Below are 26,988 nucleotides of genomic sequence, written 5' to 3'. Positions count from 1 at the left end.
TAGCCCCCTCACGGCCCTGTCCGGTCAGTGGACGATCTTGCTCTCCGGCGGCCCCAGGTAGCTGGCCTTGAGCCCGCCGGTGTCCACGACCAGCTTCTGCACCACCACCGTCGGGTCCACCATCCAGAACTTCAGGGTGTGGACGCCGGCACCCAACTCGTGGCGGGTGGCGGTCCGGTTGACGTTGTCGGACGTGTTGCGCTCCCACTGCTTGTTCATCGTGGTGTCGTTGGCACCGGTGGCCGCCGTGATGTCCACGACCTGCGGCGCCTGGCCGTCGAACGACACCGCGTAGCGCAGGCCGCTGCCGGACAGCACCGGGTTGCGCGGCGACAGGTGGGCCCACACGGTCACCGGTCCGCTGGTCTTGAGCGTCAGCTCGTACTCCAGCCGCGGCCCGTCGGGGTTGCGGCTCGGCGCGGTGACCGGGAACGGCTCGACGCCGTCGCCCGTGCGGCCCAGGTCGTGGATCACCTGCCACCGCACCCCGTCACCGCCGACCATCCGGGTGGCGTGCGCGGCTTCCATCGACACGTACCCGTTGGCCTCCACGAAACCCCGGGGCCGCAACGGGGTGTTGTCCACCACCGCGTCCACCCGCACGGTCCGGCCGGCGCCGGTGATCGTGATCGGGGTCGTCGTGCGACCGGCCGGGGCCTTCGACCAGTCGACGCGGACCTGCAAGCGGGTCTGCTCGGTGACGGTCCCCTTCGGGCGGTCGACCCGGATCCACGGCTCGCTGGTCACCGAGTAGTCGAACGGCACCGACCCGCGGTTGAACACGTCCACGAACTGCCCCGGCTGCGACTGCCACCGGCTGAACTCCGGCAGCACCGCGGCGGTCGAGGACGCGGGCCACCACTGGTCGGACCCGTCCACCGCGACGCCCAGCTCGGCCACCGCCGGCAGCTCGATCCGCTTCACCGCCGGGAACACCTCGTCCGGCAGGGCCTCGTGGTTCAGCTCGGGCTGCTGCCAGGGCGCGTTGGGCCCGTACCGGGCGATGTCGCCGTACCCGATCTTGGGCTGGGTCTGGAAACCCTGCCACTTCCCGCCCGCAAGCACGTTGTTGTAGTAGTCCGACATGGCCTGGTCCTCGGCGAACCGGGCCTCGGTCTCCGCCGCCAACGCGTTGGCCGACGCCCGCCCCTGCGCCACGTAGAGCAGGTTCTTGAACTCCGCCAACCGCAACGCGTACAGGTTCGCCGACGCCTTCACCTGGTAGTAGACCAGTTGGTGGTAGCCGTCCTGGAGGTACGCCGGCAGCGACCGCTTGATGCGCTCCGCCCGCTCGGCCAGCTCCTGCCACTGCGCCGTGACCCGCTCGATCTCCTGGTAGTCGGTCAGGCTGAACGGCGTGGCCTGGTCGTCGTAGACCACGGTCGTGCCCTCGCCGCTGATCCTGCGGTTGAGCAGCTCGGGCTTGCGGTCGGACTGGAGCTTGGAGTAGTCGCGCAGCACCGACGCGATGCCGGCCGCGCGCGCCGCGCCGAAGTTCTGCGCCGCGTACCGCCGCTCCCACTCGCCCAGCTTCTCCAGCGGCCACCGGTTCGGGTTCCAGGCGTAGTCCAGGAAGAACTGCAACGGCAGCTCGTTGTTCTTCAGGTCGCCGACGTTGACGACCCACAGCCGGTCGACGCCGTACTGGTAGGACTGGTTGAGCTGGTCCCAGATGTTGGGCAGCAGGTTGGTGTCCACCCACTTGTAGTTGCGGCCACCGCCGACGTAGTCGAAGTGGTAGTACAACCCGTAGCCGCCGGACCGGGGCGGCAGGTCCCGCGCGGGCAGCTTGCGCATGTTGCCCCAGTTGTCGTCGCAGAACACCACGGTCACGTCGTCCGGCGGGCGCAGCCCCTGGTCCCAGTACCGCTGGACCTCCTTGTAGAGCGTCTGCACCTGCGGCACGTCCGTCATGCCCTCGCGGGCGAGGATCTCCCGCTGCGACGCCAGGATCTCCTGCATCAGCTCGATGCCGTCGCCGTCGGGCAGGCTGACGTCGCCGTTGCCGCGCATGCCCAGCGTGACGACGCCCTCGAAGTCCTGCTCCTTCATGCGCTTGACGCCATCGGTCCAGTACTGCTTGATGGCGTCCTGGTTGCGGCGGAAGCTCCAGTCGCCGTTGCCGCCGTAGGGGTCGGAGACGCCGGGTCGCGCGTGCCGGTTCCACTCCTCGATGCCGCGCATCATGGGCGCTTCGTGCGAGGTGCCCATGACGACGCCGTACTCCTTGGCCGTCCGGTGGTTCAACGGGTCGTCCTCGGCGAACGCCCGCCCCCACACCGCCGGCCACAGGTAGTTGGCCTTGAGGCGCAGCATGGTCTCGAAGACCTTGGCGTAGAAGTGGCGGTTGAAGCCGTTCGGGAACCCGGGCGCGTGCCCGTTGCCGAAGAACTTCGGCGCCCACCGGCCCAGCTGCGGGTTCTCGTCGTTGATGAAGAACCCGCGGTACTTCACCGCCGGCGTGCCCTGGCTGTGCCGTCCGGGCAGCACGTGCAGCTCGGTGCGCTTGCGCGGCTGCACGTCGTCCCAGAAGTACCAGGGCGACACCCCGATCTCCCGTGAGACGTCGTACGCGCCGTAGATCGTGCCCCGCTGGTCGCTGCCGGCGATCACCAAGGCGCGCCGCACACCCGGCAACGGGTTCTGCACGACCTGTTGGACCGAGGTCTCCCACTTGCCCCGCAACCCCGACACGTCGAGCTTGCCGCGCCGCACCAGGTCGTCCACGAGCGGGCTGCGGCCGACCGTGCCGACGATGACGGCGCCGTCCACGGCGTCGTCGCGCACGACCGGCCGCACGCCGGTGACGCGCTCGACGTCGTCCCGCAGGTCCCCGACGACCCGCACCACACCGGGGAAGTCGTCCGGGCTCACGACCAGCGGCGCGACCCTCCCCTTGGACGCCAGGGGGAACCGGCTCGGCCCGCCGACGTCGACCACGTACCCCTCGGTCCGCGACTGCGCGACCGGCTCGGCCGCCGCAGTCGGCACTGCGGGCGCTAATAACGCCAACGGCAACAACAGGGACAACACCTTCATCGGCCACCTCCGTGTGGCGTGGTGTCGACCGGGGTCACCAGCACGCGGTCGTGCCCCACGACCCTGGGCTCCCCGGTGAGCTGGACCGACTTCTCCCAGCGGATGTCCTCGCTCGACGTCCCGACCAGCAGCCGCAGCTCGCCCGGCTCGACCACCCGCCGCCCGTCGCGGCCGGTGAACGAGGTCCGGTCGGCGTGCAGCCGGAAGGACACCCGCGCCGCCTCGCCCGCCGCCAACGGCACGCGCGCGAACCCGACCAGCTGCCGCACCGGCCGCGTCACGCTGGCCACCGGGTCGTTCAGGTACAGCTGCACCACCTCGGCCCCGTCCCGGGACCCGGTGTTGCGCACCACCGCCGAGACGACGACCTCGCCGTCGGAGGGCAGCGAGTCCCCGGCCTCGAACCCGGACAGCTCGAAGGAGGTGTAGGACAGGCCGTGCCCGAACGCGTACAGCGGCGACGGGTCCACCGAGCTGATGCCGCCCGGCCCGCCCAGGATCGGCCGCAGGTAGGTGGTCGGCTGCCCGCCGGACCCGCGCGGCACGCTCACCGGCAGCTTGCCCGACGGGTTGACCCGCCCGCTCAGCACCCCGGCGACCGCGCCCGCGCCCTCCTCACCGGGGAAGAACGCCTGCACCACCGCCGCCGGCGAGTACCCGCCCAGCGCGTAGGGCCGCCCGGCCAGCAGCACCAGCACCACCGGCTTCCCGGAGGCCAGCAGCGCCTCCAGCAGCTCGCCCTGGACACCGGGCAGGGACAGGTCCTCCGCGTCGCACCCCTCGCCCGACGTCCCCCGCCCGAACAGCCCCGCCCGGTCGCCCAGCACGGCCACCACCACGTCGGCGTCGGCCGCGACCTCCACCGCCGCGGCGATCCCCGAGCGGTCGTCGCCGGAGACCTCGCAGCCCCGCGCGGTCACCACGTCCACCGCCGGGAACTCCGCCCGGAACGCCTCCACGAACGTGGCGATCCCGATCCCCAGCGCCACCTCGGGGTGCTGCACGCCCACGTGGTTGGGGAACGCGTAGCAGCCCATCAGCGACAGCACGTCGTCCGCGCACGGCCCGACCACCGCGACCTTCGCGGCGTTCAACGGCAGCACCCCGCTGGAGTTGTCCAGCAGCACCACCGACCGCTCCGCCATGTCCCGCGCCAGCTCGCGCAGCGCCGGCGGGTCGAGGTCGACCGGCTCGCCGCGCACCACCGCGGGCGAGTCCGGGGACCAGTCCGGGTCCAGCAGCCCCAGCTCGCACTTCTGGGTCAGCACCCGCACCACCGCGCGGTCCACCAGGGACTCCGGCACGGCCCCGGAGCGCACCAGGTCCGCCAGCGGGTGCCCGTAGCAGCGCACCGAAGGCAGTTCCACGTCCACGCCGGCGGCCAGCGCCAGCGCCGCCGCCTCGCCCGGCGACCCGGCGACGCCGTGCGCGGTCTCCAGGAACGACACCCCGAAGTAGTCCGCGACGACCACCCCGGTGAAGCCCCACTCCTCGCGCAGCAGCCCGGTCAGCAGGGAGGTGTCCGACGCCGGCGGCACCCCGTCGACCTCGGCGTAGGAGTGCATGACCGACCGGGCCCCGCCCTCCCGCAACGCCATCTCGAACGGCGGCAGCACCACGTCGGCGAACTCGCGCGGCCCCATGTGCACCGGCGCGTGGTTGCGCCCGCCGCGCGAGGCCGAGTACCCGGCGAAGTGCTTGAGGGTCGAGACGATCCCGGTGGACTCCAGGCCGCGCGTGTAGGCCGCGCCGAGCAGCCCCACCAGGTACGGGTCCTCGCCGATGGTCTCCTCGGTGCGCCCCCACCGCGGGTCGCGCGTCACGTCGAGCACCGGCGCGAGGCCCTGGTGGATGCCGACATCGCGCATCGACAGGCCGACCTCGCGGGCCATCCGCTCCACCAGCACCGGGTCGAACGACGCGCCCCAGGCCAGCGGCGTGGGGAACACGGTGGCCCGCCACGCGGTGAACCCCGACAGGCACTCCTCGTGCGCCATCGCCGGGATGCCGAACCGGTTGTTGGCCACCAGGCGGCGCTGCGTCTCGGCCAGCACGCGGGCGCCGACCAGCGGGTCCACCGGCCGGGTCCCGAACACGCGGGTGAGCTGGCCGAGGCCGGGCTTGGTCAACTCGTCCCACGGCGGCAGCGGCTCGGCGAACTCGTGCTGGGCCGGCGCCACCTCCTCGTCGTCCTCCGTCACCCCCACCCACACGCCCACCAGCTGGGCCAGCTTCTCCTCCAGGGTCATCTCGGCCAGCAGCGCGGCGACGCGCTCGCCGGTCGGTCGGCCCGGGTCGGCCCAGGTGTTCACGTGCACGGAGGCTCCTTCGTTGACGATCGGACGACGAGTTCGGTGGCCAGTTCCACCCGTTCGGTCTCCACCGGGCGACCCGCGATCAGGTCCGCCAGCATCCGCCCCGCGTGCCGCCCCATCTCGGTGAGCGGCTGGCGGACGGTGGTCAGCGCCGGCGACGACCAGACCGCGACGGGTAAGTCGTCGAACCCGACGACGCTGAGGTCGTTCGGGACGGACAGGCCCGCGACGCGGGCGGCCTCGATCACGCCCAGCGCCTGCTCGTCGTTGCCCGCGAACACGGCCGTGGGCCGGTCCGGCAGGCGCAGCAGCTCCGACGCGCACCGGAAGCCGCCCTCGTGCTTGAAGTCGCCGTGGCGCACCAGGGCGGGGTCGAACGGCAGGCCGGCGCGGTCCAGCGCGGCGCGGTAGCCGTCCACCCGGGCCCGGCTGCACAGCATCCCGGCCGGTCCGCCGATGACCGCGACCCGCTGGTGGCCCAGCCGGATCAGGTGCTCGGTCGCGGCCAGGCCGCCCGCCCAGTTGGTCGCGCCGACGCTGGGCACGTCCGGGTTGGGCAGGTCGACCGGGTCGATGACGACGACGGGGATGCGCGACCCGGCCAGCACCCGCCGGTCGGCGGCGGTGAGCTGGGAGGTCACCAGCAGCGCGCCCGCGCGCTTGGCGTCGACCAGCGACGCGGCCCAGGAGGAGTGGCCGCGCTGGCCGGCGGCGGAGGAGACGACCACGTGCAGGCCGCTGTCCACCACCCCGCGGATGATCTCGACCGCCCACGGGCTGTCCAGGGCCGTGAACACGAGGTCCACCAGGAGCTGGCCGGAGGCCCGGCGCGCGCCCACCGGCACGTAGTCGTATTCGGCCAGCAGGCGACGCACGCGGGCCCTGGTCTCGGGTCCGACGTCGTCCTTGCCGTTGAGGACCTTGGACACCGTCGGGAGCGACACCCCGGCTGCCGCGGCGATCGTGGCCAATGTGGCTCGACGCATGCGGCCGATAGTATCGAAACCAGATCGAAACTCAATAGCGTCGTGACGACCTGCGGAAACCAGCGGAAACGTCTCAATACGACACCCGGAGGTGACCCTTGACACGGGTTGTTCACCTGCCTAGGGTTCCCGCAAGTCGTGGATGTTTCGAAATGTTTCGACGCCGCGAACAATCCGCAGCGTGGCAGAAGGGTGGCGGTCGCATGTCCCGCCGATCATGGATGCGAACCCTGATTTCCACAGGGCTCGTCGCCGTGGCAGCAATGGTCTCCGCGTGTGGCACGGCCGGTCCGGCCGACCCCGGCGCGGGCGGGGTGAAGGTGTGGGCGCTCCAGGACCCCGTCCTCAACCCGATCGAGCAGAAGTCGATCGACTTCTTCAAGTCCGGCGGCGGCAACGCGTCGCTGGAGACGTTCGGCAACGACCCGTACAAGCAGAAGCTGCGGGTCGCGATCGGCTCGCCGAACGCGCCGGACGTGTTCTTCAACTGGGGCGGCGGCAACCTCAAGGAGTACGTCGACGCCGGCAAGATCGCCGACCTGACCCCGGTGCTCGACCAGAACAGCGCGCTCAAGAACGCGTTCCTGCCCAGCGTGCTGGACGGCGCCAAGATCGACGGCAAGTACTACGGCATCCCGATGCGCGGTATGCAGCCGGTCCTGCTGTTCTTCAACAAGGAGGTCTTCGCCGCCGCCGGCGCGCAGCCGCCGAAGACGTGGGACGACCTGCTGGCCCTGGTGGACACGTTCAAGGCCAAGGGCGTGCAGCCGATCTCGCTGGCCGGCTCGCAGGCGTGGACCGAGCTGATGTGGATCGAGTACATCCTCGACCGCGTCGGCGGCCCGGAGGTGTTCCGCGACATCCGCGACGGCAAGGGCCAGGGCTGGAAGGACCCGGCCGTGCTGGAGTCGCTGACCAAGCTCAAGGAGCTGATCGACCGGGGCGGCTTCGGCACCAACTTCGCCTCCGTCGGCTACGACGTCGGCGGCGCGTCGACCATCCTGGCGCAGGGCAAGGCCGCCATGCACCTCATGGGTTCGTGGGAGTACGTCAACCAGCTCGGCCAGAGCCCCGACTTCGTCAAGAAGGGGTCCCTCGGCTGGGTGGCGTTCCCGTCGATCGCCGGCGGCAAGGGCGATCCTGGCAACGTGGTCGGCAACGCGAGCAACTACTACTCGGTGACCTCGGGCTCCGCCCAGGCCGAGGCGGCGAAGAAGTTCGTCTCCACCGCGCTGCACGAGGACTCCTACGTGCAGGCGCTGATCGACGCCGGTGACGTGCCGGCCGTCGTCGGGGTCGAGGAGAAGCTCGCCAAGGCGCCCAACGCCGAGTACACGACGTGGATCTACGGCCAGGTCAAGGACGCGAAGAACTTCCAGCTGTCCTGGGACCAGGACCTGCCCGCCGAGAAGGCCACGTTCATGCTGACCCAGCTCCAGGAGTTCTTCCTGGGCAAGGTCTCGCCGCAGCAGTTCGTCGACGCGGTGGCCGCGCGCTGATGCGAACGCAGCGACCGTCCGGCTGGTACGCCGTCCCCGCCTACGGGTTCTTCGCGCTGTTCGCGGTGCTGCCCATGGTGCTCGTGGTGTACCTGAGCTTCACGTCGTGGCAGGGCCTGGGCACGCCCGTGCCCAACGGGACCGTCAACTGGTCCCGCCTGCTCGACGACGGTGAGGCGCATGCCGCCGTGGGGCGGACCGTGCTGCTGATGGTCGTGTCCTGGCTGGTCCAGACCCCGATCGCGATGTTGATCGGGGTCTGGGCGGCCGGGCCGCAGCGGTCCCGCGCGGTGCTCAGCTCGATCTTCTTCCTGCCCCTGCTGCTGTCCACGGCGGCCATCGCGCTGCTGTGGCAGGCGTTGCTGGACCCGAACTTCGGCATCGCGGCGGGCGGCACGCAGTTCCTGGGCGATCCCGACATCGCCATCTACACGGTGGTGTTCGTGATCTCCTGGCAGTACATCCCGTTCCACACGCTGATGTACCAGGGCGCGGCCCGCGCCATCCCGGCGTCGCTGTACGAGGCGGCGACCATCGACGGCGCGTCGCGGGTGGGCAAGTTCCTGCACATCACGCTGCCGCAGCTGCGGTACACGCTGGTGACGTCGTCGGTGCTGATGCTCGTCGGTTCGCTGACGACGTTCGACACCGTGCTGATCCTCACCGGCGGCGGCCCCGGCACGGCCACCCGCATCCTGCCGCTGCACATGTACATCACCGGCTTCAGCGGGTTCGAGATGGGCTACGCGAGCACGATCGCCGTGGTCCTGGTGGTGCTGGGCACCGCGCTGTCGGTGGCGGTCATGCGCTGGAGCGGCTTCCGCGCGATGAGCAGCCAGCAGGAGGGCTCGTGAAGTCACGTCCGAACTGGCCCGCCGGGCTCTTCGCCCTGGTGTGGCTGGTGATCGTCGTCGGACCGCTGTACTACGTGGTGACGGCGAGCCTGCGCACGCGCCAGGAGTACCTGGGTTCGCACCCGCTGGAGTTCCCGACCAAGCCCACTTTGGACAACTACGTGTCCGTGTTGGAGGGCGGGTTCGGCCAGTACCTGGTGAACAACATCATCGTCACGGTCGCGACCGTCGCCATCGTGCTCCTGGTGGGCGTGCCCTGCGCCTACGCGGTGGTGCGGGGCACCGGTCGGTTCGTGCAGCGGGGGTTCACCCTGCTGTTGATGGGCCTGGCGATCCCCGCGCAGGCGACGATCATCCCGGTGTACCTGCTGATCACGAGGATGAACCTCTACGACAGCCTGACCGCGATCATCCTGCCGACGGCGGCGTTCGCGCTGCCGGTGGCGACGCTGGTGCTGACCAACAGCCTGCGCGACGTGCCGCCCGAGCTGTACGAGGCGCAGGCGATCGACGGGGCGGGCCCGTTCCGGGTGCTGGTGAGCCTGGTGCTGCCGCTGGCCCGGCCCGCGATCATGACCGTGGTGGTCTACACGGCGTTGAACGCGTGGAACGGGTTCCTGTTCCCGTTGGTGCTGACGCAATCGGAGTCGAGCCGGGTGCTGACGCTGGGCCTGTGGAACTTCCAGGGGCAGTTCGGGACGAACATCCCCGCGCTGATGGCGGCGGTGCTGCTGTCGGTGCTGCCGATCTTCGCCGTGTACCTGTTCGCGCGGCGCTTCCTGCTCAGCGGTCTGACCGCGGGCTTCGGCAAGTAGGACGCCGGACCAGGGGCCCGCCGGGCGGCGGGCCCCTTCCCGTGTCTGAGAGCGGGGTCACCCGCGAAGTCGCCGTAATGAGACTGCTTCCGATAGTTTCGGTGACGTATGCTGCCCCCATGCCGACCAAAGCCGAGCAGTCTTCGCCGGATGGCACCACCTCCGGCAAGATCACCATTGCCGACATCGCGGCCGAGGCCGGCGTATCGGTGCCGACAGTTTCGAAGGTGATGAACGGGCGTGCCGACGTCGCCCCGCACACCCGGGAACGGGTCGAGGCGATCATCCGGCGGCACGGCTACCAGCGGCGCTCCGACGAGCGGTCCCGGCGGTCCAACCTGGTGGAGCTGATGTTCCACGAGCTGGAGAGCGCGTGGGCGCTGGAGATCATCCGCGGGGCCGAGCAGGTCGCCGCCGAGCAGGGCCTGGCCCTGGTGCTGTCGGAGTCGCAGGGCAGGCTGACGCCCGGCCACGGGTGGCTCGAAGGGGTGATCGCGCGCCGGCCGCTGGGCGTCATCTCGGTCTTCTCCGACCTCACCGCGCAACAGCTGGCCAAGCTGCGGGCCCGGGACATCCCGGTCGTGGTGGTCGACCCGATCGGCGAGCCGCAGGACTCGACGCCGTCGATCGGCGCGACGAACTGGAACGGCGGCCTGACCGCCACGCGGCACCTGATCGAGCTGGGCCACCGGCGCATCGCCATGATCGGCGGCCCGGAACGGGTCCTGTGCAGCCGGGCCCGGGTGGACGGCTACCGCGCGGCGCTGGAGACGGCGGGCCTGGCCTTCGACCCGGCCCTGGTCCGCTACGGCGACTTCCACGTCGAGTCGGGCCGCCGCCAGTTCGAGCCGCTGCTGGACCTCGCGGACCCGCCGACGGCGGTGTTCGCGGGCAGCGACCTGCAGGCGCTGGGCGTGTACGAGGCGGCGCGGGCGGCGGGCCTGCGCGTGCCGGAGGACCTGTCGGTGGTCGGCTTCGACGACCTGCCGGTGGCCCAGTGGGTCGGCCCACCGCTGACCACCGTCCGCCAGCCGCTGCAGGACATGGCGGCGGCGGGCACGCGGCTGGCGATCACGTTGGCGCGGGGTGACGAGCCGGAGCACCGGCGCATCGAACTGGCGACCACGCTGGTGGTCCGGCAGAGCACCGCTCCCCCGCGCTAGGTCGGGACAGGCGGCACGGCACTCCCGCGGCCGTCGCGACCTCGTCGCACGGGCAACTTGAGTAGCCTGGGCACATGGAGATCCTGGCCGGCGCGGTGGTCGGCGTGGTGGCGAACCTGCTCGTCGGCGGACGTCCGCGCAAACGGGGTCCGGTGTGGCCGGCCGTTCTCGCGAACACGGCGCTGGGAGCCCTCGGCGCCGGCCTGAGCTGGGTGGTGCTGGCCTTTATCACCGGGGAGAAGCCGGAGTTCGGTTTCGACCCGGGGAGCCTGTTCGCCGCCGTCGTCGGGGCCGTCGTCCTGCTGCTGCTGTGCCGCCTGATCCACGGCCGTCCGGCCAAGACCCCCTGATCGCCCGTCGGGACGACGCGGCTTCGGCCGGTGTGGTGGACCCGCCCCCGGACCGCGGGGCTCCGGCAACCGCTTGCGGAGCGCGGTCGGGGGCGGGTTCCCGTCTCGTCTGCCACCGTCACGAGGGCGAAGCCGGACACCGCCGAGTCGGTTCGCCGTGGAGGTCGGTGGGACGAGCCGTCAGTGGTGGTGATGGCCCTCGAACTGGACGTACTGGCAGCCCGGCGTCTCCGCGGGCAGGGTGTGGCCCGCGGCGGGCGGGGTGGTCGGGGTGCAGGTCAGGCGGTGCAGGCCGAGCAGTTCCAGGCCGATCGTGCCGCTGAGGGCGAAGCCGTTGCCGAAGCCGAAGTCCGGGTTGTCGCTGACCTGCCCGGACTTCATGGCCTCCTGCCACGCCTTCTGGAACTCCGCCAACCGGTCACGCCGGAACACCACCAGGCCCAGCCGCTCGTACGGGCCGGCCTTGCACGTCGCCCACCGGTCCACGTACGGCGCGTACAGCGTCGCCCGCAGCGGACCGACGAACTCGGCGAACTCCTCGATGGTCCGGTCGGTCGGCTCCTCGCACTCGCCGGTCTTCTCCTCCACCCACGCGGCGACCTCCGCGGGGCTGCCCAGCGGCGGGCCCAGCGCACCCGAGCCCAGGCCGGTGGAGTCGGGCGCGCCGCACGCGACCGACCCCACCAGCAGCAGCGCGACCAGGACCGCGCGGCGGGCGAACATCACCCGCACCGCGCGCCGTTGAGGGTGAACGCCGTCGGCGCCGTCGCCGGGCCCGTGCCGTTGAAGCCGAACGACGTGGACGCGCCGGCCGCGAGGTTCTGGTTCCAGCTCGCGCCCTTGGCCGTCGCCTTGCCGTCCGCCACGGTCACGGTCGCCGACCACGCCTGGCCGACGCCCTGCCCCGCGGGCACGTCCCAGGCCAGCTGCCAGCCGTTGACCGGCGCGGTCCCGGTGTTCTTCACCGTCACGTTCGCGGTGAACCCGCCGGACCACACGCTGGGCGTCGCGAACGTGACCGTGCACGCCCCCGGCTCACCGCCGCCCGGACCGGTGGTCACGCTGACCGCCGCCGACGGCGGGGACGTGTTGCCCACCGCGTCCCGCGCCACCACGTAGAACTGGTACGCGGTCGCGGGTGTCAGACCGGTGACCGTGGCCGTGGTGCCGCTGCCCGACGCGACCGGCACGTCCGTCGCGCCCGCCTCGCGGAACACCTGGTAGCTCGTGACCCCGACGTTGTCGGAGGACGCGGCCCAGGACAGCGTCACGGAGTTCGAGCCGGCCGTCGCGGTGGGCGCGCCGGGCGTGGTGGGCGCCTGGGTGTCGCCGCCGCTGCCGCCCTCGAAGACCACGTCGGAGCAGCTGTAGAACGCCTCGGGGCTGTCGTTGCGCTGCCAGATCGAGTAGATCACGTGCCGGCCGGACTTGTTGGGCAGCGTGGCGTTCCACGTGTACTCGCCGCCCACCGCCACCGGGTTGGTGATCGAGTTGAACGGCGCCGGCTCCAGGTCCGACCACCGCAGCGGCTGCCGCGGGTCGTACCCGTCGCGGGTGACGTACTGGTCCCACGTGCCCGGGTGCGGGGCCCACGCGTTGTAGTGGATGGTGATCTGCGAGCCGGCCCGCAGCGTGGTGGTCGGCCAGTCGTCGCGCCCCAGGTTGTAGGCGTCGTACTTGGTGGTCGGGCCGCACAGGTCGCCGTCGGCGATGATCTCGCGGTGGCGGCCGGCGGCGTTGGAGATCAGGTTGCCGTACCAGTCCCACAGCGGCTGCTTGCCGCCGATGGCCACGGCCGCCTGGCACGCCGGGTTGGTGGGGTTGAGGTCGCCACCACCGCCGCCGATCCGGCCGTCCTCGTAGCACGCGTAGGTCCGGCTGGCCGGGAAGGTCATCGAGCCGTGCGCCACCGCGACGCCGGTCTGCGCGAGCACGGTGGTCACGCCGGCGATCCCGAGGGCGGCGAGGGCCAACGCCCCGAAGCGCTTGAGTCGCAAAGGATGTCTCCTTCAGATCGACGGTGATCTGGCAGGGGGGGTCGAACAGCACAAGAGATCTGGGAGCGCTCCCAGAACACTGTGGCAGTCCGGTGACCTTGCGTCAACGACCCGTTTCATTTGGTCGCCGCCGGGTACCGCTCGGGGCATGCGGATCGCCGTGGTCGGGCAGATCGCCCGAGACCTCGTCCTGGTCGTCCCCGAAGTCCCCGACGCGGGCGGCACGTCGCCGGTCCGGCAACGCCGGGAGGTGCTCGGCGGCAAGGGCGCGAACATCGCCGTCAACGTCGTCCAGTTGGGCGCGTCGGCGGCGCTGGTCGGCGTCGCCGGGGACGACGACGTCGGCGACCGCCTGGTCGACCACCTCCGGGCGGACGGCGTCGACACGACTTCGGTGGCCCGCCGGGGCCGGTCGGCGCTGATCGTGGACGTCGTGTGCGACGGCCGGTGGCGCTACCTCCAGGACATCCCCGACACGTCCCTGGTCGCGCCGACCGACCTCGGGCCGTGCGTGGCCGAGGCGGACGCCGTCGTGGTGCAGCTCCAGCAGCCGCACGACACGGCGCTGGCCGCCGCGCGCCGGGCGAGCGGTCTCGTCGTGCTCGACGGCGTGGCGGCGCCGGACGTGCTCGCCGAGGCGGACGTCCTGCGGGCCGACCAGCACGAGTGCGAGCAGCTGACCGGCCGGTCGATCTCCTCCCCCGACGACGCCCTCGACGCCGGCCGCGCCCTGCTGGAGCGCGGGCCGTCGCTGGTCGCGCTGGAGGTCGGGGGCGAGGCGAACGTGCTGGTCTGGCCGTCGGGCTCGGCCGTCGTGCCGCTGACCGAGGTGGCCGTGGTGGACACGACCGGCGGCGGTGACGCGTTCGTCGCGGCGCTGACCGTCGCCCTGGTCCGGGGCGACGGGCCGGAGGCGGCCGGGCGGCTGGCCGTGGCCGCCGCGGGCCGCGCGGTGGACCACGCCGGCGGGCGGACCGACCTGGGCGGGCTGCGCGCCCCGGGGCGGTGACCGGCGGCGGGCGGACCCCGTGATGGACGCGCGCGGACAGGTTCCGTAACCTGTCCGAGACCTCGACGGGCCTCACTCGTCCGGGGGATCCGGTGTTCAAGGAGGACCGCGCGATCGTGGCGTCGTACCCCGTTCAGCGCACCGTCCGCGCGGCTCTGGCGGCCACCGCCGTCCTCGCGCTGGCCGGTGGAGTGTCCGTGCCGCACGCCGTGGCCGACCCGGTGCCCACCGACGGCTCCGAGGCCCTCAAGCGGTACTTCGAACTCGCCCACGAGGCCGAGCGGCTCAACGAGCAGCACCTGCGCGCCGAGGAGGAGCTCGAAAAGGCCAACGGCACGATCGAGCAGGCCCAGCGCGACCTCGCCGCCGCCCAGCAGGCGCAGGGCCGGTTGCAGGGCCAGGTGGACCTGCTCACCGAGGCCTCCTTCGAGGGCGCCCGGTTCTCCCAGCTCTCGGCGTTGCTGGTCAGCGACTCGCAGCAGGACTTCCTCAACCGGATGACCGCGCTGGGCGTGCTCGCGGGCGAGAACGCCGAGGCGGTGGCGGGCCTGAGCGCCGCGGTCGACCAGGCCAACGAGGCCACCCGCCGCGCCGGCGAGGCGGTCGACGCCGCCAACAAGGCCATCGCCGACATCGACCAGCGCAAGGCCGCGCTGGACGAGCAGATCGACGAAGCGCGCGCGGTCTACCGGGCGCTGCCCGAGCACGAGCGCGACCGCCTCGCGGCCAAGGGCTACACCGGTCCGGTCGAGACGCCGCCGGGCAAGGCCGGCGACGCGGTGCAGTACGCCCTGGCCCAGCGCGGCGAGCGGTACGTGTTCGGCGCCAACGGCCCCGACACGTGGGACTGCTCCAGCCTCATGCAGGCCGCGTACCGGTCGGTGGGCATCGCGATCCCGCGCACGACCTACGGCCAGGCCACGATCGGACGACCGGTGTCGCTCAACGAGGTGAAGGCCGGCGACCTGATCATCTACTACTCGGGCCAGACCCACGTGTCGATGGCGATCGACGGCATCCGCGCGGTGCACGCCTCGACCGAGGGCGTGCCGGTCTTGATCCAGGACATCGAGTCGATCGGGCCGATCAGCACGATCCGGCGCGTGGTCGGCTGAAACGCGGGTACTCCCCCCTCGACCCGTGACCGTCGAGTCGAGGAGGCACCAGTGCCCGATGTCGTCGACCTCATCATGCAGGACCACCGCGAGGTGGAGCGCCTGTTCGACGAGCTGAAGAACAACCCCGAGAAGCGACCACTGCTCACGCCCGTGCTGTCCGCGGTGCTGACCGCCCACAGCCGGGCGGAGGAGGACTCGGTGTACCCGGTGGCGCGGGACGAGGCCGGCGAGCAGGAGGAGATCCAGCACAGCCAGGAGGAGCACGTCGAGGCGGAGACGCTGCTGGCGAAGCTCATCGCGTGCGACCCGACGTCGGCGGAGTACGACACGGTGCTGGAGAAGCTGGTCGAGGGCGTGACGCACCACGTGGAGGAAGAGGAGTCCACGGTGCTGCCCGGCATGCGCCGCGCGCTGGAGGACTCGCGGCGCGAGGAGCTGGGCGAGGCGTTCGCCGCCAGCCGCGCCAAGCACCTGGGCGAGCTGCCGGGCCAGGCGACCAAGGAGGAGCTGATGGCCCAGGCGATGAACAAGGGCGTGAGCGGCGCGTCCTCGATGAGCAAGGGTGAGTTGGAAAAGGCGCTCCACTCGTCGTGATGACGTGCGTCACCCGGGTGCGCGGGCATAGGCTGGTGGGCGCGGACGGGCCGAACCGGTCGGCGCGGCCCGCGCACCCGAGGTGAGCATGGAGGACAGCCCCGTCGAGCTGTCGGTGGTGGAGTCGTCGCCGAACACCCTGGTCCTGCGGATCGCGGGTGAGCTGGACATGGCGACCGTCCCCGCCGCGACCGCGTTCGCCCACGCCCACCTGGGACGCACGCGACGCGAACTCGTGCTCGACCTGAGCGGCGTGACCTTCTTCGCCTCCGACGGCATCACCCTGCTGCTGACCATGCGCTCGGCGTGCCAGGCGGTCGGCAAGTCGCTGCGCGTCGTGGCCACCACCCCGGCCGTCCTGCACCCGCTGGAGGTCGCGGGGCTGCGCGAGCACTTCGCGATCACCTCCGGGCTGGAGGAGATCGGCTAGCGCGCGGCCGGCGCTAACCGTTGGGCTCCATCACCAGGATCGCCCCGTTCGGCTCGCCCGAGTTGGACCGCAGCGAGCTGCACACCACCCGCACCACCACCTCGCGCCCCTTGCGGTTGATCGCGTCGAGCTTCACCTCGGTCAGGAACGACGCGTCGGCCAGCGCCTGCCGCACGACCGGGCGCAGGTCGGCCACCGGCAGGCCGATGTCCAGGTCGAGCAGGTGCTCGCCCTCGGCCTCGTCGCGGCGCACGCCCCACAGCTCCTCGGCGCCGCGGTTCCACGCGATGACGCGCATCCCGACGTCCAGCACGATCACGCCGGCGCGCAGCGAGGTCAGGATGGACTCCAGGAACTCGTTGACCTGGTCCAGCTCCAGGCTGCGCTCGCGCAGCGTCTCGTTGATGACCTGCAACTCGTCGTTGGTGGACTGGAGCTCTTCGTTCATCGTCTCCAGTTCCTCGTTGGTGGACTGGAGTTCCTCGTTGGTCGTCTCCAGTTCCTCCACAGTGGACTGGAGTTCCTCGTTCGTGGTCTCCAGCTCCTCGTTGGTCGACTGGAGCTCTTCGTAGGCGGATTCCAGCTGGCGGTTGGCGTACTCCAGGTCGTCGAGCAGCCGGCGCGCCGCGGTGACGTCGTGGAACACGATGGACACGCCCAGGACCGCGTTGTCCGAGGCGATCAACGGGTTCAGGTGCACCTCGAACCACAGCGACCCGCCGGGCGTGCGCAGCCACTCGACGTCCTTGACGCGCAGCGCCCGGCGTTCGGCGCGGGCCTGCTCGACGTGCCCGCGCAGCTCCACCGGGCGGTAGGACAGGTCCAGGTCGCGCAGCGGGCGGCCGACGTCCCTGGCGCCCAGGCCGAACAGCGTCTCGGCCTGCTGGTTGGCCAGCGCCAGCACGTCGTCGCCGGTGACGACGACCTGCGCCACCGGGCTCGCGGAGAACGCCAGCTCGCGGAGCTGGTCCAGGCCGCCGACGTCGATCCGCCGGTCCTGCACGAACGCGTGCGTCACGAAGTGCCCGCCGCCGGCGGCGCTGCCCGCGCTCTTGCGGAAGACGCGCCGCTTGAGGTCGATCGGGTCGAAGATCCGGCCGTGCGAGAGCAGCATCTCCGCCTTGCCCAGGAACAGCACGCCGCGCGGCACCAGCGCGAAGTGGAACCGGTGCAGCACCTTGGCCTGCGTCTCCTGGTTGAAGTACATCAACGTGTTGCGGCACACCAGCAGGTCGATGCGGGAGATCGGCGCGTCCTGCACCAGGTCGTTGCGGCCGAAGATGACCGAGCGGCGCAGGTCCTTGCGGAAGGCGTGGCGGCCGTTGAGCGGTTCGAAGTACTTGGCGACCAGCTCCGGCGGCACCCCTTGCAGTTCGCGTTCGCCGTAGGAGGCGTGGCGGGCGTGGGTGAGCGCCTCCTCGTCCACGTCGGTGGCGTAGATCTTGACCCGCTGGCGGAACCGCTCGACGCCCAGCGCCTCGGTGAACGCCATGGCGAGGCTGTAGGCCTCCTCGCCGGAGGCGCAGCCCGCGCTCCACACCCGCACCGGGTCGTCGGGGCCGCGTTCGGCCAGCAGCGTCGGGATGATCTCGGCGCGCAGGTGGTCCCACGCGTCGGGGTCCCGGAAGAAGCCGGTGACGTTGATCAGGATCGTGTTGAACAGCGCGCTGAACTCGTCGGCGTTGACCTGGAGGTGGTCGATGTAGTCGACGTGGTTGTCGATGCCGACCTCGTTCATGCGGTGCCGGACGCGGCGCATGAGGCTCGTCCGCTTGTACCCGGTGAAGTCGAACCCGCGCGACTCCTTGAGGTAGCGGAGGACGTCCTCGAAGCCGCGGTCGGGGTCCTGGCCGTCACTCACACCGCAGAACGCTACTCGTCGCGCACCGGAGCGGGCCAAGCCGTCACCGGTGGGTGTCCAGGACCGCCCAGACCACCTTGCCGCCGCCCGGCCACGACGTGTGCCCCCACACCCGGCTGACCCGCTCCACCAGCCGGACCCCCCGACCCCCCGGCGTGATCCCGCCGTCCCGCCGCCGCGGCGGCTCGGTCGCGCCGTCGTGGACGGCGATGGTCAGCGTCGGGCCGCGCAGCTCCAGGCGCAGGTGCGGCGCGCTGCGGGCGTGCTCGACCGCGTTCTGCACGAGTTCGGTGACCACGAGCAGGGCGTCGTCCAGCACGTCGTGCACGTCCCACCGCACGCACGTCTCCCGCACGAACTGCCGCGCCATGAGCGCGCTCACCGAGGACTCGGGCAGCCAGGTCTCGTCGCGCCGCCGGTCGGGGCGCTGCTCCGCGGCGACCACGGCGTCGTGGACGGACGGGTAGTAGCGGACGGACCGCCCCGCGCCGCCGGCGGCCAGCGCCCGCCGGTGGTTCGCGCCCGCGCCGACCAGCACGACGGGGACGCCGGGCCACTCCGACACCCGCATCCACACCGTCGTGAACACCGACATCACCGCCGGTGTGGCGACCTCGAAGCCGTCGTCGAGCACCACGACGACGGCGGTCGGTCCCTCCAAGGCGCATTTGAGGAGGCTGTCGCGCAGGTGCGCGTAGGTGCTCAGGTCCAGCCGGCCCGAGGGTCGGACGATCGTCGCGCCGGCCTCGGTGCCGACGTCGAGCGTCAAGGTCATCAGGCGTGCTCCGGTGGGTTCGGTCTGGTGAACGTTCCGTCGAGCAGGTGCGCGCGCAGCACGTCCGCCGCGCCGGCGGCCTCCGCCTCCGCCCGCCGGCACCGCTCGACGATCGAGTGGCTGCCGCGCGCCTCGGCGGACAACCGCATCCGCCGCGACAGCGACACCTGCTCCTCCAACGCGCGCAACGCCGCCCACAGGGCCCTCTCCAGGGCGGCGTCCTGGGCTTCCAGCAGGGCTTCGGCGGTCCAGGCGTGGCCGACGTGGCAGCGGAACCGGGTGTGCTCCCCGTCCAGCGCCATCAGCGCACCACCGCAGTCGGGGCACGAGAAGCTCGACGGCGTCCCCACCGACTCCACCTCACCGGGGCCGGCGCCCGACCCGTTCGCGGCCCACGCGGCCTCCCGGCGCAGCAGCTCGGACGGGTCGTCCGCGTCCGCGACGGGACCGCCGACCTCGCCGCGCAGGAGTTCGCCCATCTTGCCCGCCGCCAGCACGTGGTCGGCCTCGACGTGCCGCAGGACCGCGTGCACCATGCCCGCGAACAGGGCCTCCTCGGGATCCTGCACCACCGTCAGCCCACCCCGCGCGGCGATCGCGACCATGCCCGCCGCGCCGTCGTCGAGCGTGCCCGACAGCACGACCCCGACGACACCGGGACCGCGGGCCAAGGCGGCCGAGCGGAACAGGGCGTCCACGGAGGGCCGGTGCCCGTTCTCCGTGGGCCCGCGCGACAGGTGGACCACGCCGTCGACCACGATGACGTGGTGGTCGGGCGGCGCCACGTGGATGCGGCCCCGGCGCAACGCCATCCCGGCCCGAGCGGGCACCGCGGGCAGCGGCCCGCTGCGGTCGAGGATGGTGGGCAGCGCGCTGGTGGCGCGAGCGGGGATGTGCAACACGACCGCGACCGCCGCGTCGAGGTCTTCGGGCAGGCCCGCGACGAACGCCCGGAGCGCCTCGACGCCTCCCGCGGACGCGCCGACGACTATCAGGTCCCTCGATGGCATGGGGTGCACCTCGGGTCGTGGATACCCCGCTGCTTCGGAGGGTACTCGTTACGATTCGGTCCTTCGGGGTCCGACACGGACGCTTCGGTGGTCCGACACGGGACGGCGGTGGGGTGGTGCTCTGGAGTGCCGGCGCGGTGGCGCGCATGCTGGGCGTCTCCCCCACGACCCTGCGCACGTGGGACCGCAGGTACGGGTTGGGGCCGAGCACGCGCGAGGAGGGCAGGCACCGCCGGTACAGCGAGGAGGACGTCTCCCGGCTGCGGCACATGCTGGCCCTGACCGGGCGGGGCGTGGCGCCGGCCGCCGCGGCGGCGATCGCGATGGGCCGCACCCTGGACGTCGAGGACGGCGGCGGTCCGCAGGAGGCTTCGGCCGCGCCCGACGACTCGCCGCTCGATGACACCTCGCACACCGGCGAGGAGTCGCGGGCGGGTGGCTCGCGGGCGAGCGGTCTGCCGGCCGGCGGCTCGCGGGCCGGCAGTTCTCGGGCCGGCGGCTCACCGGTCGGCAGTTCTCGGGCTGGCGGCTCGCGGGCGGGTGGCGGGCCGCGGTCGGTGCCCGTCGAGCGGAACGGGTGGGCTCCGGAGGTTCGTGGCTTCGCGCGTGCGGCGTACCGGCTGGACCTCCCGTTGATGACCGATCTGGCGGGCGGGCTGGTGGCGCGGCACGGGGTCGTGGTCGCGTGGGAGCGCGTGCTGGTGCCGTTCCTGGTGGCGTTGGGCGAGAAGGTGTCCGCGCAGGGGTCCGGGGTGGAGGTCGAGCACCTCGCGACCACGGCCCTCCTCGACGCGGTGCGCGGCGCGGTGCTGCCGGTGTCCGGGCGGCTGCCGGCGCTGCTCGCGTGCGCGCCCGACGAGCAGCACAGCCTGCCGCTGCACGTCCTCGGCGCGGCCCTCGCCGAACGGGGTTGCGCGTCCCGCCACCTCGGTGCCCGCGTGCCCGCCGCGGCACTACTCGATGCGGTGAAGTTGTTGGAGCCCCGGGTGGTGGTGCTGTGGGCGCACGCGTCCGGGTACGCGTCCCTGGCGCCCGTCCACGACCTGCTGGAACGCGGTTGCGAGGTGCTGGTCGCCGGTCCCGGGTGGACCGTCGTGCCGCCGGGGGCGCGGCGGATCGGGTCGTTGAGCGAGGCCGTGGAGGCCGTGCTTGAGTTGAACCGATTTTGAAACGAATTTAGGCTCTGAGAGGTCCCTCCGACCTCAGGACGTGAGCCCATGCCCGAGCTGTCCCGTCTTCCCCAGCCGGTCGCCGAGTCGTGGGACTGGCAACTCCAAGGTTTGTGCCGGGGCATGGACAGTGCCCTGTTCTTCCACACCCACAACGAACGCGGTGCCGCCCGGGAGCACCGGGAGGCGCAGGCGAAGGCGGTGTGCGCGCGGTGCCCGGTGGTGGCGGAGTGCCGGGCGCACGCACTGGCCGTGGAGGAGACGTACGGCGTGTGGGGCGGCTTGGGCGAAAGCGAACTCCGCCGCCTGATCGCCCGCAACCACCGCAAGCGCCACGACACCCCGACACCGAAGCGCGACTGACCCGGCCGACACCGGAGCGCGGCCGACCCCGGGCGCGGCCGACACCAGGCGCGGCCGACACCAGGCGCGGCCGACACCAGGCGCGGCAGACCCCAGGCGCGGCAGACTGCGGCTCGCGGCCCGTCAGCGAACCTGGGCGGCGGCGCTCTTCGGCCGCCATTGGGTGTAGCCCGCTTCCTCGGCCTCGGCGATCGAGCGGAAGGTGACATCGCCCTTCATGCGCTTGAAGTAAGGCGAGTCAGGCGTGTGGAAGATCATCGACTTGGAACTGCCCTTGACCTCGACCACCGCGACCGGGGCGGGCGCACTCGCCAGCACACTCGCGGGCGCGGGCGCGGGCTTCGGGGCAGCCTTGGGCTTCGGGGCGGGTTCGGGCTTCGGGGCGGCCTCGGGCGTGGGCTCTGCGGCGAGTGCGGGGGCGTGGTCGGGTTCGGGCGTGGTTTCGGCTTCGAGTGGGGGTTCCGGCTCGTCCGCCTTCTCCGGTGCTTCCTCGGGTTGGGTCGGGATGGTCAGCGTGCCGACGGGCAGGGCTGGGCGCGGTCGGGTGGTCGGGTGGGTGAGTTCGGCGCGCAGGCCGCGGATCGTGGCGCGCAGCGGCAACCACGTCAGGACCGCGCCCGCCAGGAACGCGAACCCGCACAGGACGAACATCTGGGCGAACAACCAGAACACCGCTGCTCCTAGCTCATCAGGACGTCGACCTGGCGCGTGGCCGGGTCCGTGTTCTCCGGCGCGGCGTCGAGGACGACCGCCGTCCGGATCCGCTCCGGCCGCACCCCCTGCGCGACGAACAGCGCCCGCACCGCGTCCGCCCGCTGCTGCGCCAGCGCACGGGGGTCCGGGTGGCCGCTCGCAGAGGCGTGGCCGGTCAGCGTGACGGTCGCCCTCGGCGCCACCAGCAACAGCCGGCCCACGCGGTCCACCAGGACCGGGCCGTGGCCCTGCCACGCCGTGGACGACGGCTCGAACCGGAACCCGCCGTTGCCGTTGACCATCGCCGTGACCGACCGCCGCAACGCCGCGAGGTCGAGGTCCCCGCCGACGACGTCCACCCGCGGGTCCCGCGCGCCCAGCGCGGTCAGCGCCTCGCGCAGGGCCGCCGCGCGCGGCTCGTCGGGCACGGTGGCCCGGACGTCGAGCGTGTCGCCGGTCGCGACCGCGGTGAGGTCGTGCGCGGACGCGGCGAAGGCGGCGGCGACCACGTCGGCGGCGGCGGACGCGCTCAGCGGCGACCGGGTGCCGTTCTCCGACAGGAAGTCCGTCACCGCGAGATCTGCCGGGGGATCGGCCGGCCGGTGATCCGTCGCCTGGGGGTCTGCCGCGTGGTGGGAGTCGGCTGCGGCCCTGACCGCGTCGAGCAGCGCGCGCCGCTCTTCGGCGTCGGCGACGGCGCCGGCGAGCAGCACCCCGGCCCCGGACACGGTGACCGCGAGGCGTCCGGCGGGCTCCCGCTCGGCGATCCGCGCTCGGGCGAAAACTCCCGATGCCGCAAGGAGAGCGGGCACCAGCACGGCACCGACGAGCCATGCTCGCCACGCTGGGGACTTCAGCACCGGGCGTTCGTACCGGAAGTGCCCGTCCCGATGCCACCAGCGCACGCCGTACCCCCAGGACACCGCCCGGCAATTCACCTGTCCAGGTGACGATCATTCGCGAGCACAAGGAATCCGGCGGCGGCGCGACACGCGGGACCCCCGCCGCGACCGTCCGGATCGGACGGGGTAGGGTTCCCCAGTCGCACCGATCTTCGGCGGCGAGACCGGCCGGAGCGCGACGCGAAGTCCCTGTGAGCGCACCGAAGTCGGGCACGACGGAGTGACGCCTCGACCGGGTCCGTTCGAACCAGGACCGTCGAGTCGCTCGACCTCCGCACGCCCCCAAGGCATGCGTCATCACGCCCACGCCCCTCAAGCTCCGGCGTGAACCGTCCTCACCGCGTCAAGCCGAAGCCCGACCCGCGACCATCACCTTCAAGCGGCGAGAGGCAGCACCCCCGTCCGGCAGCCGCACCTGCTGCACACCGGGTGGGCGGGCGCCCGCACCACCACCTCGGCCAGCAACCGACGCGAATCCTCGAACGTCGGCGGGCGCTGACCGGGCACCAGTAACGAGTCGAGCACCTCCTGCCACCGCTTCGCCCGGGCCCGCGACCGCTCCACCGGGTCCCGCAGCCGGGCCCGCGACCGCGCCTCCTCCCGGGCCTGCTCCCCCGACTCGCCCAACGGCCGCCGGGGTCGCGGCGCGGTGAGCCGGGCGTTGCGGCGGTTGACCCGCCACCACTGCCCCAGCGTCATGCCGGCGACCGGGGGGCGCGCACGCCGCGCGCCCCCCTGCCACCACGACCAGAGCCGCACGCGGAGGAAGTCGTGCGCGGCCTGGTCGCGGTTCCTGGGTCTGCCCTGCCTGGTCCCGTCGGGCCTGGAGTCCACGGCCGCCAGCAGGGCGTCGACGCTCCACCCCTCGCCGAACCACGGCTCCACGACCTCGCGCAGCAGCGCGCGGTCCGCGTCACCCCAGCTCGCACGCAGGCACAGCGCCTCGACGGCCGTGTCGATCTCGTCGTCGGTCTCGGGGATGACACGGCCGGGCCACTGCCGGGGATCGAGTCGTACGCGCATCCCTAGCTCCCTTCCGAACGCGTACCGAACACCTGTTCGAGATAGTGCCAGAGGGGTACGACAATTCCGGGGGCCAAGTCTTGACTGTCCTGAAACAGGAAGTAAATGCGCAGGTCAGAGCGTTGTGAAGCACTTCGGGGTCGAGGGGCGCGACGGCGCTGGAGCACGCCGCCGCGCCCCCCGGGTCACGGCTCGTCGACCTCGGCCTCGATGCTGCTCAAGGTCGCTTCGACCTCGTCCAGGCCGGGGTCCGGGACGGCCTCGCCCCGGCACGCCACCAGCGACGTGAGCAGGGCCGCCACGAGCAGCGCGGCCCTCACTTCACACCGCAGTGGTCGGCCTGGAACTTGTCCACCCGCTCCTGCACCTTGCCCAACCGGGCGAGCTGCTCCCCGCGCCGCTCCGCGCGCTTCTCCAAGCGCTCGGCGCGGGCGGTGTCACCGGCGTCCCGGGCCTTCTGGGCCTGCGCCTTGAGCCAGGCCGTGGAGCCGATGACGTCCGCGCCACCGTTGATGCGGGTGGTGAGGCGCGTCACCCGGTCCTCGACGCGGGGCAGGCGCTGCTCGCAGATCTTCTGGACCTGCTCGGGGCTGAGCGTGACGGGGGCGTAGGTCTTGTCCTGCGCGGACGCGACACCGGTCGTGGCCAGGCCGGCGCCGGCGACGAGGGCCGCGACGGCGATGCGACGGATCCATGTGTTCATGCGCCCACGATCGCGGGACGCGGTGAGCGCCCGGTGCGGCGCATGTTCGGGTTGTGCAAAGAAGGGGGTTTGAGCCGGGCCCGGAACGGCAACCCTCCGCGCCATGACCGACACCCTGTGGGACGAGTTCCATCGCGTGGTGAACATGACCTCGCTCGAACTGGAGGACTGGCTGCGCACCCGTTCGGCGGATGAGAACTCCGAGGCACTGCCCGACCAGGCGGGCACCCCGACCGGCCAGGAGGTGCTGAGGGTGCTGCGCAAGCGGCGCACCGACCTGACCACTGAAGACGTGCGCGTGATGCGCAAGGTCGTGGAACGCGTCCACGAACAGCGCCGCGAGGACCTGGAACCGACCGCCGGCGAGGCCCACTGGCGCCACCGCCTGATGTCCATCGGCCACGACCCGCTCAAGCCGGCCTGAGACGTCGACGGCGGTCCTGCCAGCAGGCGCGGGAGCAGGCGCAGAGGCAGGTCAGGCGCGGGGGCAGGCGAAGGCAGGCGAAGGCGCGGGGGCAGGCGGGGGGCAAGGGGGCAAGGGCGGGCAGGGGTAGGTCAGGCGTACCACCGGGTCGGGCGGTACGGGCCCTGGTCGGCCGGGATCCGCGCGCCCCGGCGCTTCTCCGCACGCCGCCGGGCCGCGTAACGCTCGATCTCCGCGTGCCACGCCCGCCGGCTGGCTTTGACCGCCGGCTGGCTTCGACCGCCACCAAGGCCCGCAGCAGCGCGTCCTCGTCGCGTTCGAACTCCCCGGCGAGGGTGCGCAGGTGGCCCAGCGTCGCCAGGAAGCCGAACGGCTTGTAGAGCGACGCGCACGAGCGCAGCGCGCCGACGCGGTCGGCGTACGGCAGCGTCGTGTCACGCGCTCTGCGGGCGTGGTTGGTGAAGCTCATGCTGATCCGGACGCGGCCTCCGGCCCCCGTCTCCATGATCGCACGGGGTACCGACAGAAATTCGGCCTCGCTAGCGCAGCGCCGGGCCGGCGTCCACGCGGTCCGCGTCGCCCAGGCGCACGCCCGACGCCGGGACCAGGCCGAACTGCACCACCTGGCGGCGGGTCAGCAGTTCGGTCAGCCAGTCGGTCGCCACGCGCAGGCGGTTGCCCGGCAGCGCCAGCAGGTGGTAGCCCCGCGCCACGACCTTCGCGGGCCAGCCGGTCAGCGGCACGTGCAGCGGGTTGGCCACCGCCTGGCCGCCGGACAGGTCCACGACGAAGCCCAGGTCCCGGTGGCGGTAGCGGGCCGGGGTGCCGTGGCCCAGGGACGCCGCCACGTTGCGGCCGGCCAGTTTGCCCTGGCGTTGGGCGTGTTGGGCGGTCATGGGGGTGGGTTTGCCGTCGTTGTGCAGGTCCGGCACGGCGGCCACGTCGCCTGCCGCGAAGACGTGGGGGTGGTCCGGCACGGTCAGGTCTTCCAGGACCACCAGGCGGCCCTTCTCCGTCGGCAGGGCCACCGACTCGACCAGGGGATCGGGCCGGACGCCCACGCACCACACCACCGTCTTGGCCGGGATCTCGCTGCCGTCGGTGAGTTTCGCGCACGACGCCGTCACCTCGGCCACGCTGGTCTTCAAGCGCACGTCGACCCCGCGCGAGCGCAGGACCTCCACAGCCGGCCCGGACAGGCGTTCGTCCAGGCCCGGCAGGACGCGCGGAGCCATGTCGACCAGGACCCAGCGCACGGGTGGCGCGGCGGGGCGGCCCTTGAGAGCCGCCGCCGTGAGTTGTTGGCCCTGGGCCACCAGCTCTGTGCCGGTGTAGCCCGCGCCGACGACCACGATCGTGGCGCGGGCGGCGCGTTCGGCCGGGTCGGTGGCCTGTTCGGCCAGTTCCACCTGGCGCAGGACGTGGTCGCGCAGGAACACCGCCTCGGCCACCGACTTGAACCCGTAGGCGTGCTCGGCGACGCCCGGGATGGACATCAGCCTGGTCACGCTGCCCGAGGTCAGCACGATCCGGTCCCACTCCAGGACCTGCTCGCGCCCCTCGACGTCCACCGCCGTGCAGGTCCGCGCGTCCAGGTCCACCCCGGTCGCGTGCGCCTGCACCAGCCGGGTCCGGGGCAGCTTGGGTCGCAGCGGCACGGCCACCCGGCGCGGGTCCAGCGTGCCGCCCGCCACCTCCGGCAGCAGCGGGACGTACAGCATGTAGTCGGTCGGGTTCACCGCCACCAGCTCGGCCGCGTCCGGCGGCAGCGCCCGCTCCAACGCGCGCAGGCAGTGGTAGCCCGCGAACCCCGTCCCGACCACCAGCACCCGTGGCTTGGCCATGATCCGACCACCTCCGTCCTCCGCCGGGTACCCCGCGCCGGGAAGGGGTAGA

26 protein-coding genes are annotated in these 26,988 nt (G+C 72.4%); 12 read left to right on the top strand and 14 right to left on the bottom strand.

Going from position 1 to position 26,988, the window contains the following annotated elements:
• Positions 1 to 24 precede the first annotated feature (24 nt).
• The 3 genes from ABD126_RS00660 to ABD126_RS00650 are packed head-to-tail and all read right to left on the bottom strand — an operon-like array spanning position 25 to position 6,340.
• A complete protein-coding gene (locus tag ABD126_RS00660; protein ID WP_343931558.1) occupies positions 25 to 3,039 on the bottom strand; it encodes a glycosyl hydrolase 115 family protein in 3,015 nt (1,004 codons plus the stop codon).
• A complete protein-coding gene (locus tag ABD126_RS00655; protein WP_343931557.1) occupies positions 3,036 to 5,357 on the bottom strand; it encodes a beta-xylosidase/alpha-l-arabinosidase in 2,322 nt (773 codons plus the stop codon). The genes ABD126_RS00660 and ABD126_RS00655 overlap by 4 nt, the downstream gene beginning before the upstream one ends.
• Complete coding sequence (locus ABD126_RS00650) at positions 5,348 to 6,340, bottom strand: LacI family DNA-binding transcriptional regulator (RefSeq protein ID WP_343931556.1); 993 nt, start codon at positions 6,338 to 6,340, stop codon at positions 5,348 to 5,350. Before ABD126_RS00650 ends, ABD126_RS00655 begins: the two co-directional genes overlap by 10 nt.
• Positions 6,341 to 6,603: 263 nt before the next feature.
• Here ABD126_RS00650 and ABD126_RS00645 point away from each other — a divergent pair, with 263 nt between their 5' ends.
• The 5 genes from ABD126_RS00645 (at position 6,604) to ABD126_RS00625 (ending at position 11,021) form a co-directional block, all read left to right on the top strand.
• Positions 6,604 to 7,839, top strand: a complete 1,236-nt coding sequence (locus ABD126_RS00645) for an extracellular solute-binding protein (protein WP_343931555.1) — start codon at positions 6,604 to 6,606, stop codon at positions 7,837 to 7,839.
• Complete coding sequence (locus ABD126_RS00640; protein WP_343931554.1) at positions 7,839 to 8,693, top strand: carbohydrate ABC transporter permease; 855 nt, start codon at positions 7,839 to 7,841, stop codon at positions 8,691 to 8,693. The genes ABD126_RS00645 and ABD126_RS00640 overlap by 1 nt, the downstream gene beginning before the upstream one ends.
• Complete coding sequence (locus ABD126_RS00635; protein ID WP_343931552.1) at positions 8,690 to 9,508, top strand: carbohydrate ABC transporter permease; 819 nt, start codon at positions 8,690 to 8,692, stop codon at positions 9,506 to 9,508. Before ABD126_RS00640 ends, ABD126_RS00635 begins: the two co-directional genes overlap by 4 nt.
• Positions 9,509 to 9,627: 119 nt before the next feature.
• Positions 9,628 to 10,671, top strand: a complete 1,044-nt coding sequence (locus tag ABD126_RS00630; protein WP_343931551.1) for a LacI family DNA-binding transcriptional regulator — start codon at positions 9,628 to 9,630, stop codon at positions 10,669 to 10,671.
• A 74-nt stretch (positions 10,672 to 10,745) separates the two neighbouring features.
• Positions 10,746 to 11,021, top strand: coding sequence for a GlsB/YeaQ/YmgE family stress response membrane protein (locus ABD126_RS00625; RefSeq protein ID WP_343931550.1), 276 nt, complete (start codon positions 10,746 to 10,748; stop codon positions 11,019 to 11,021).
• A gap of 180 nt (positions 11,022 to 11,201) precedes the next feature.
• Here the strand turns inward: ABD126_RS00625 and ABD126_RS00620 are convergent, their stop codons facing one another.
• Both ABD126_RS00620 and ABD126_RS00615 read right to left on the bottom strand, forming a co-directional pair.
• Complete coding sequence (locus ABD126_RS00620; protein WP_343931549.1) at positions 11,202 to 11,744, bottom strand: hypothetical protein; 543 nt, start codon at positions 11,742 to 11,744, stop codon at positions 11,202 to 11,204.
• Complete coding sequence (locus tag ABD126_RS00615; protein ID WP_343931548.1) at positions 11,744 to 13,018, bottom strand: lytic polysaccharide monooxygenase; 1,275 nt, start codon at positions 13,016 to 13,018, stop codon at positions 11,744 to 11,746. The genes ABD126_RS00620 and ABD126_RS00615 overlap by 1 nt, the downstream gene beginning before the upstream one ends.
• Before the next feature lie 148 nt (positions 13,019 to 13,166).
• Between ABD126_RS00615 and ABD126_RS00610 the strand changes: the two genes are divergently transcribed.
• The 4 genes from ABD126_RS00610 to ABD126_RS00595 all read left to right on the top strand — a co-directional run bounded on the left by ABD126_RS00610 (position 13,167) and on the right by ABD126_RS00595 (position 16,169).
• Positions 13,167 to 14,027, top strand: coding sequence for a PfkB family carbohydrate kinase (locus ABD126_RS00610; protein WP_343931547.1), 861 nt, complete (start codon positions 13,167 to 13,169; stop codon positions 14,025 to 14,027).
• A 92-nt stretch (positions 14,028 to 14,119) separates the two neighbouring features.
• Complete coding sequence (locus ABD126_RS00605; protein WP_343931546.1) at positions 14,120 to 15,142, top strand: C40 family peptidase; 1,023 nt, start codon at positions 14,120 to 14,122, stop codon at positions 15,140 to 15,142.
• Between the two features lie 51 nt (positions 15,143 to 15,193).
• Complete coding sequence (locus ABD126_RS00600; protein WP_343931545.1) at positions 15,194 to 15,739, top strand: hemerythrin domain-containing protein; 546 nt, start codon at positions 15,194 to 15,196, stop codon at positions 15,737 to 15,739.
• A gap of 88 nt (positions 15,740 to 15,827) precedes the next feature.
• Positions 15,828 to 16,169 (top strand): STAS domain-containing protein, encoded by a 342-nt coding sequence (locus tag ABD126_RS00595; protein WP_343931544.1) that lies wholly within the window; start codon positions 15,828 to 15,830, stop codon positions 16,167 to 16,169.
• Positions 16,170 to 16,182: 13 nt separating this feature from the next.
• On the opposite strand, the gene ABD126_RS00590 is transcribed toward ABD126_RS00595, so the two are convergent.
• From ABD126_RS00590 to ABD126_RS00580, 3 genes are read right to left on the bottom strand one after another with little or no spacing between them, the layout of a single operon-like run.
• Positions 16,183 to 18,030 (bottom strand): CheR family methyltransferase, encoded by a 1,848-nt coding sequence (locus tag ABD126_RS00590; protein ID WP_343931543.1) that lies wholly within the window; start codon positions 18,028 to 18,030, stop codon positions 16,183 to 16,185.
• Between the two features lie 43 nt (positions 18,031 to 18,073).
• The gene (locus ABD126_RS00585; RefSeq protein WP_343931542.1) at positions 18,074 to 18,805 is read right to left on the bottom strand and encodes an ATP-binding protein; all 732 of its coding nucleotides are present in this window, start codon (positions 18,803 to 18,805) and stop codon (positions 18,074 to 18,076) included.
• Positions 18,805 to 19,815, bottom strand: coding sequence for a chemotaxis protein CheB (locus tag ABD126_RS00580; protein WP_343931541.1), 1,011 nt, complete (start codon positions 19,813 to 19,815; stop codon positions 18,805 to 18,807). Before ABD126_RS00580 ends, ABD126_RS00585 begins: the two co-directional genes overlap by 1 nt.
• A gap of 116 nt (positions 19,816 to 19,931) precedes the next feature.
• Between ABD126_RS00580 and ABD126_RS00575 the strand changes: the two genes are divergently transcribed.
• On the top strand, positions 19,932 to 20,984 hold the full coding sequence (locus ABD126_RS00575) for a MerR family transcriptional regulator (protein ID WP_343931540.1): 1,053 nt from the start codon (positions 19,932 to 19,934) through the stop codon (positions 20,982 to 20,984).
• 48 nt (positions 20,985 to 21,032) lie between these two features.
• Complete coding sequence (locus tag ABD126_RS00570) at positions 21,033 to 21,347, top strand: WhiB family transcriptional regulator (RefSeq protein WP_343931539.1); 315 nt, start codon at positions 21,033 to 21,035, stop codon at positions 21,345 to 21,347.
• 123 nt (positions 21,348 to 21,470) lie between these two features.
• Here ABD126_RS00570 and ABD126_RS00565 read toward each other — a convergent pair whose 3' ends face one another.
• The 5 genes from ABD126_RS00565 to ABD126_RS00545 all read right to left on the bottom strand — a co-directional run bounded on the left by ABD126_RS00565 (position 21,471) and on the right by ABD126_RS00545 (position 24,668).
• Entirely contained in the window at positions 21,471 to 22,019 is a 549-nt protein-coding gene (locus ABD126_RS00565) for a sunset domain-containing protein (RefSeq protein WP_343931538.1), read from the bottom strand.
• A gap of 8 nt (positions 22,020 to 22,027) precedes the next feature.
• The gene (locus tag ABD126_RS00560) at positions 22,028 to 22,852 is read right to left on the bottom strand and encodes an OmpA family protein (protein ID WP_343931536.1); all 825 of its coding nucleotides are present in this window, start codon (positions 22,850 to 22,852) and stop codon (positions 22,028 to 22,030) included.
• 465 nt (positions 22,853 to 23,317) lie between these two features.
• Positions 23,318 to 23,965 (bottom strand): hypothetical protein, encoded by a 648-nt coding sequence (locus tag ABD126_RS00555; RefSeq protein WP_343931535.1) that lies wholly within the window; start codon positions 23,963 to 23,965, stop codon positions 23,318 to 23,320.
• Between the two features lie 185 nt (positions 23,966 to 24,150).
• Positions 24,151 to 24,285, bottom strand: a complete 135-nt coding sequence (locus tag ABD126_RS00550; protein WP_343931534.1) for a hypothetical protein — start codon at positions 24,283 to 24,285, stop codon at positions 24,151 to 24,153.
• Positions 24,282 to 24,668 (bottom strand): hypothetical protein, encoded by a 387-nt coding sequence (locus ABD126_RS00545; RefSeq protein WP_343931533.1) that lies wholly within the window; start codon positions 24,666 to 24,668, stop codon positions 24,282 to 24,284. The genes ABD126_RS00550 and ABD126_RS00545 overlap by 4 nt, the downstream gene beginning before the upstream one ends.
• Before the next feature lie 103 nt (positions 24,669 to 24,771).
• Here ABD126_RS00545 and ABD126_RS00540 point away from each other — a divergent pair, with 103 nt between their 5' ends.
• Positions 24,772 to 25,092, top strand: a complete 321-nt coding sequence (locus tag ABD126_RS00540; RefSeq protein ID WP_343931532.1) for a DUF3140 domain-containing protein — start codon at positions 24,772 to 24,774, stop codon at positions 25,090 to 25,092.
• Between the two features lie 539 nt (positions 25,093 to 25,631).
• Here ABD126_RS00540 and ABD126_RS00535 read toward each other — a convergent pair.
• The gene (locus ABD126_RS00535) at positions 25,632 to 26,936 is read right to left on the bottom strand and encodes an NAD(P)/FAD-dependent oxidoreductase (RefSeq protein WP_343931531.1); all 1,305 of its coding nucleotides are present in this window, start codon (positions 26,934 to 26,936) and stop codon (positions 25,632 to 25,634) included.
• Positions 26,937 to 26,988 lie beyond the last annotated feature (52 nt).

Source organism: Saccharothrix mutabilis subsp. mutabilis, assembly GCF_039521145.1.
In the GTDB taxonomy this organism is placed as follows: domain Bacteria; phylum Actinomycetota; class Actinomycetes; order Mycobacteriales; family Pseudonocardiaceae; genus Actinosynnema; species Actinosynnema mutabilis.
The sequence above is the reverse complement of the archived record's forward strand: the minus strand, read 5'-3'. Positions and strand labels throughout refer to the sequence as shown.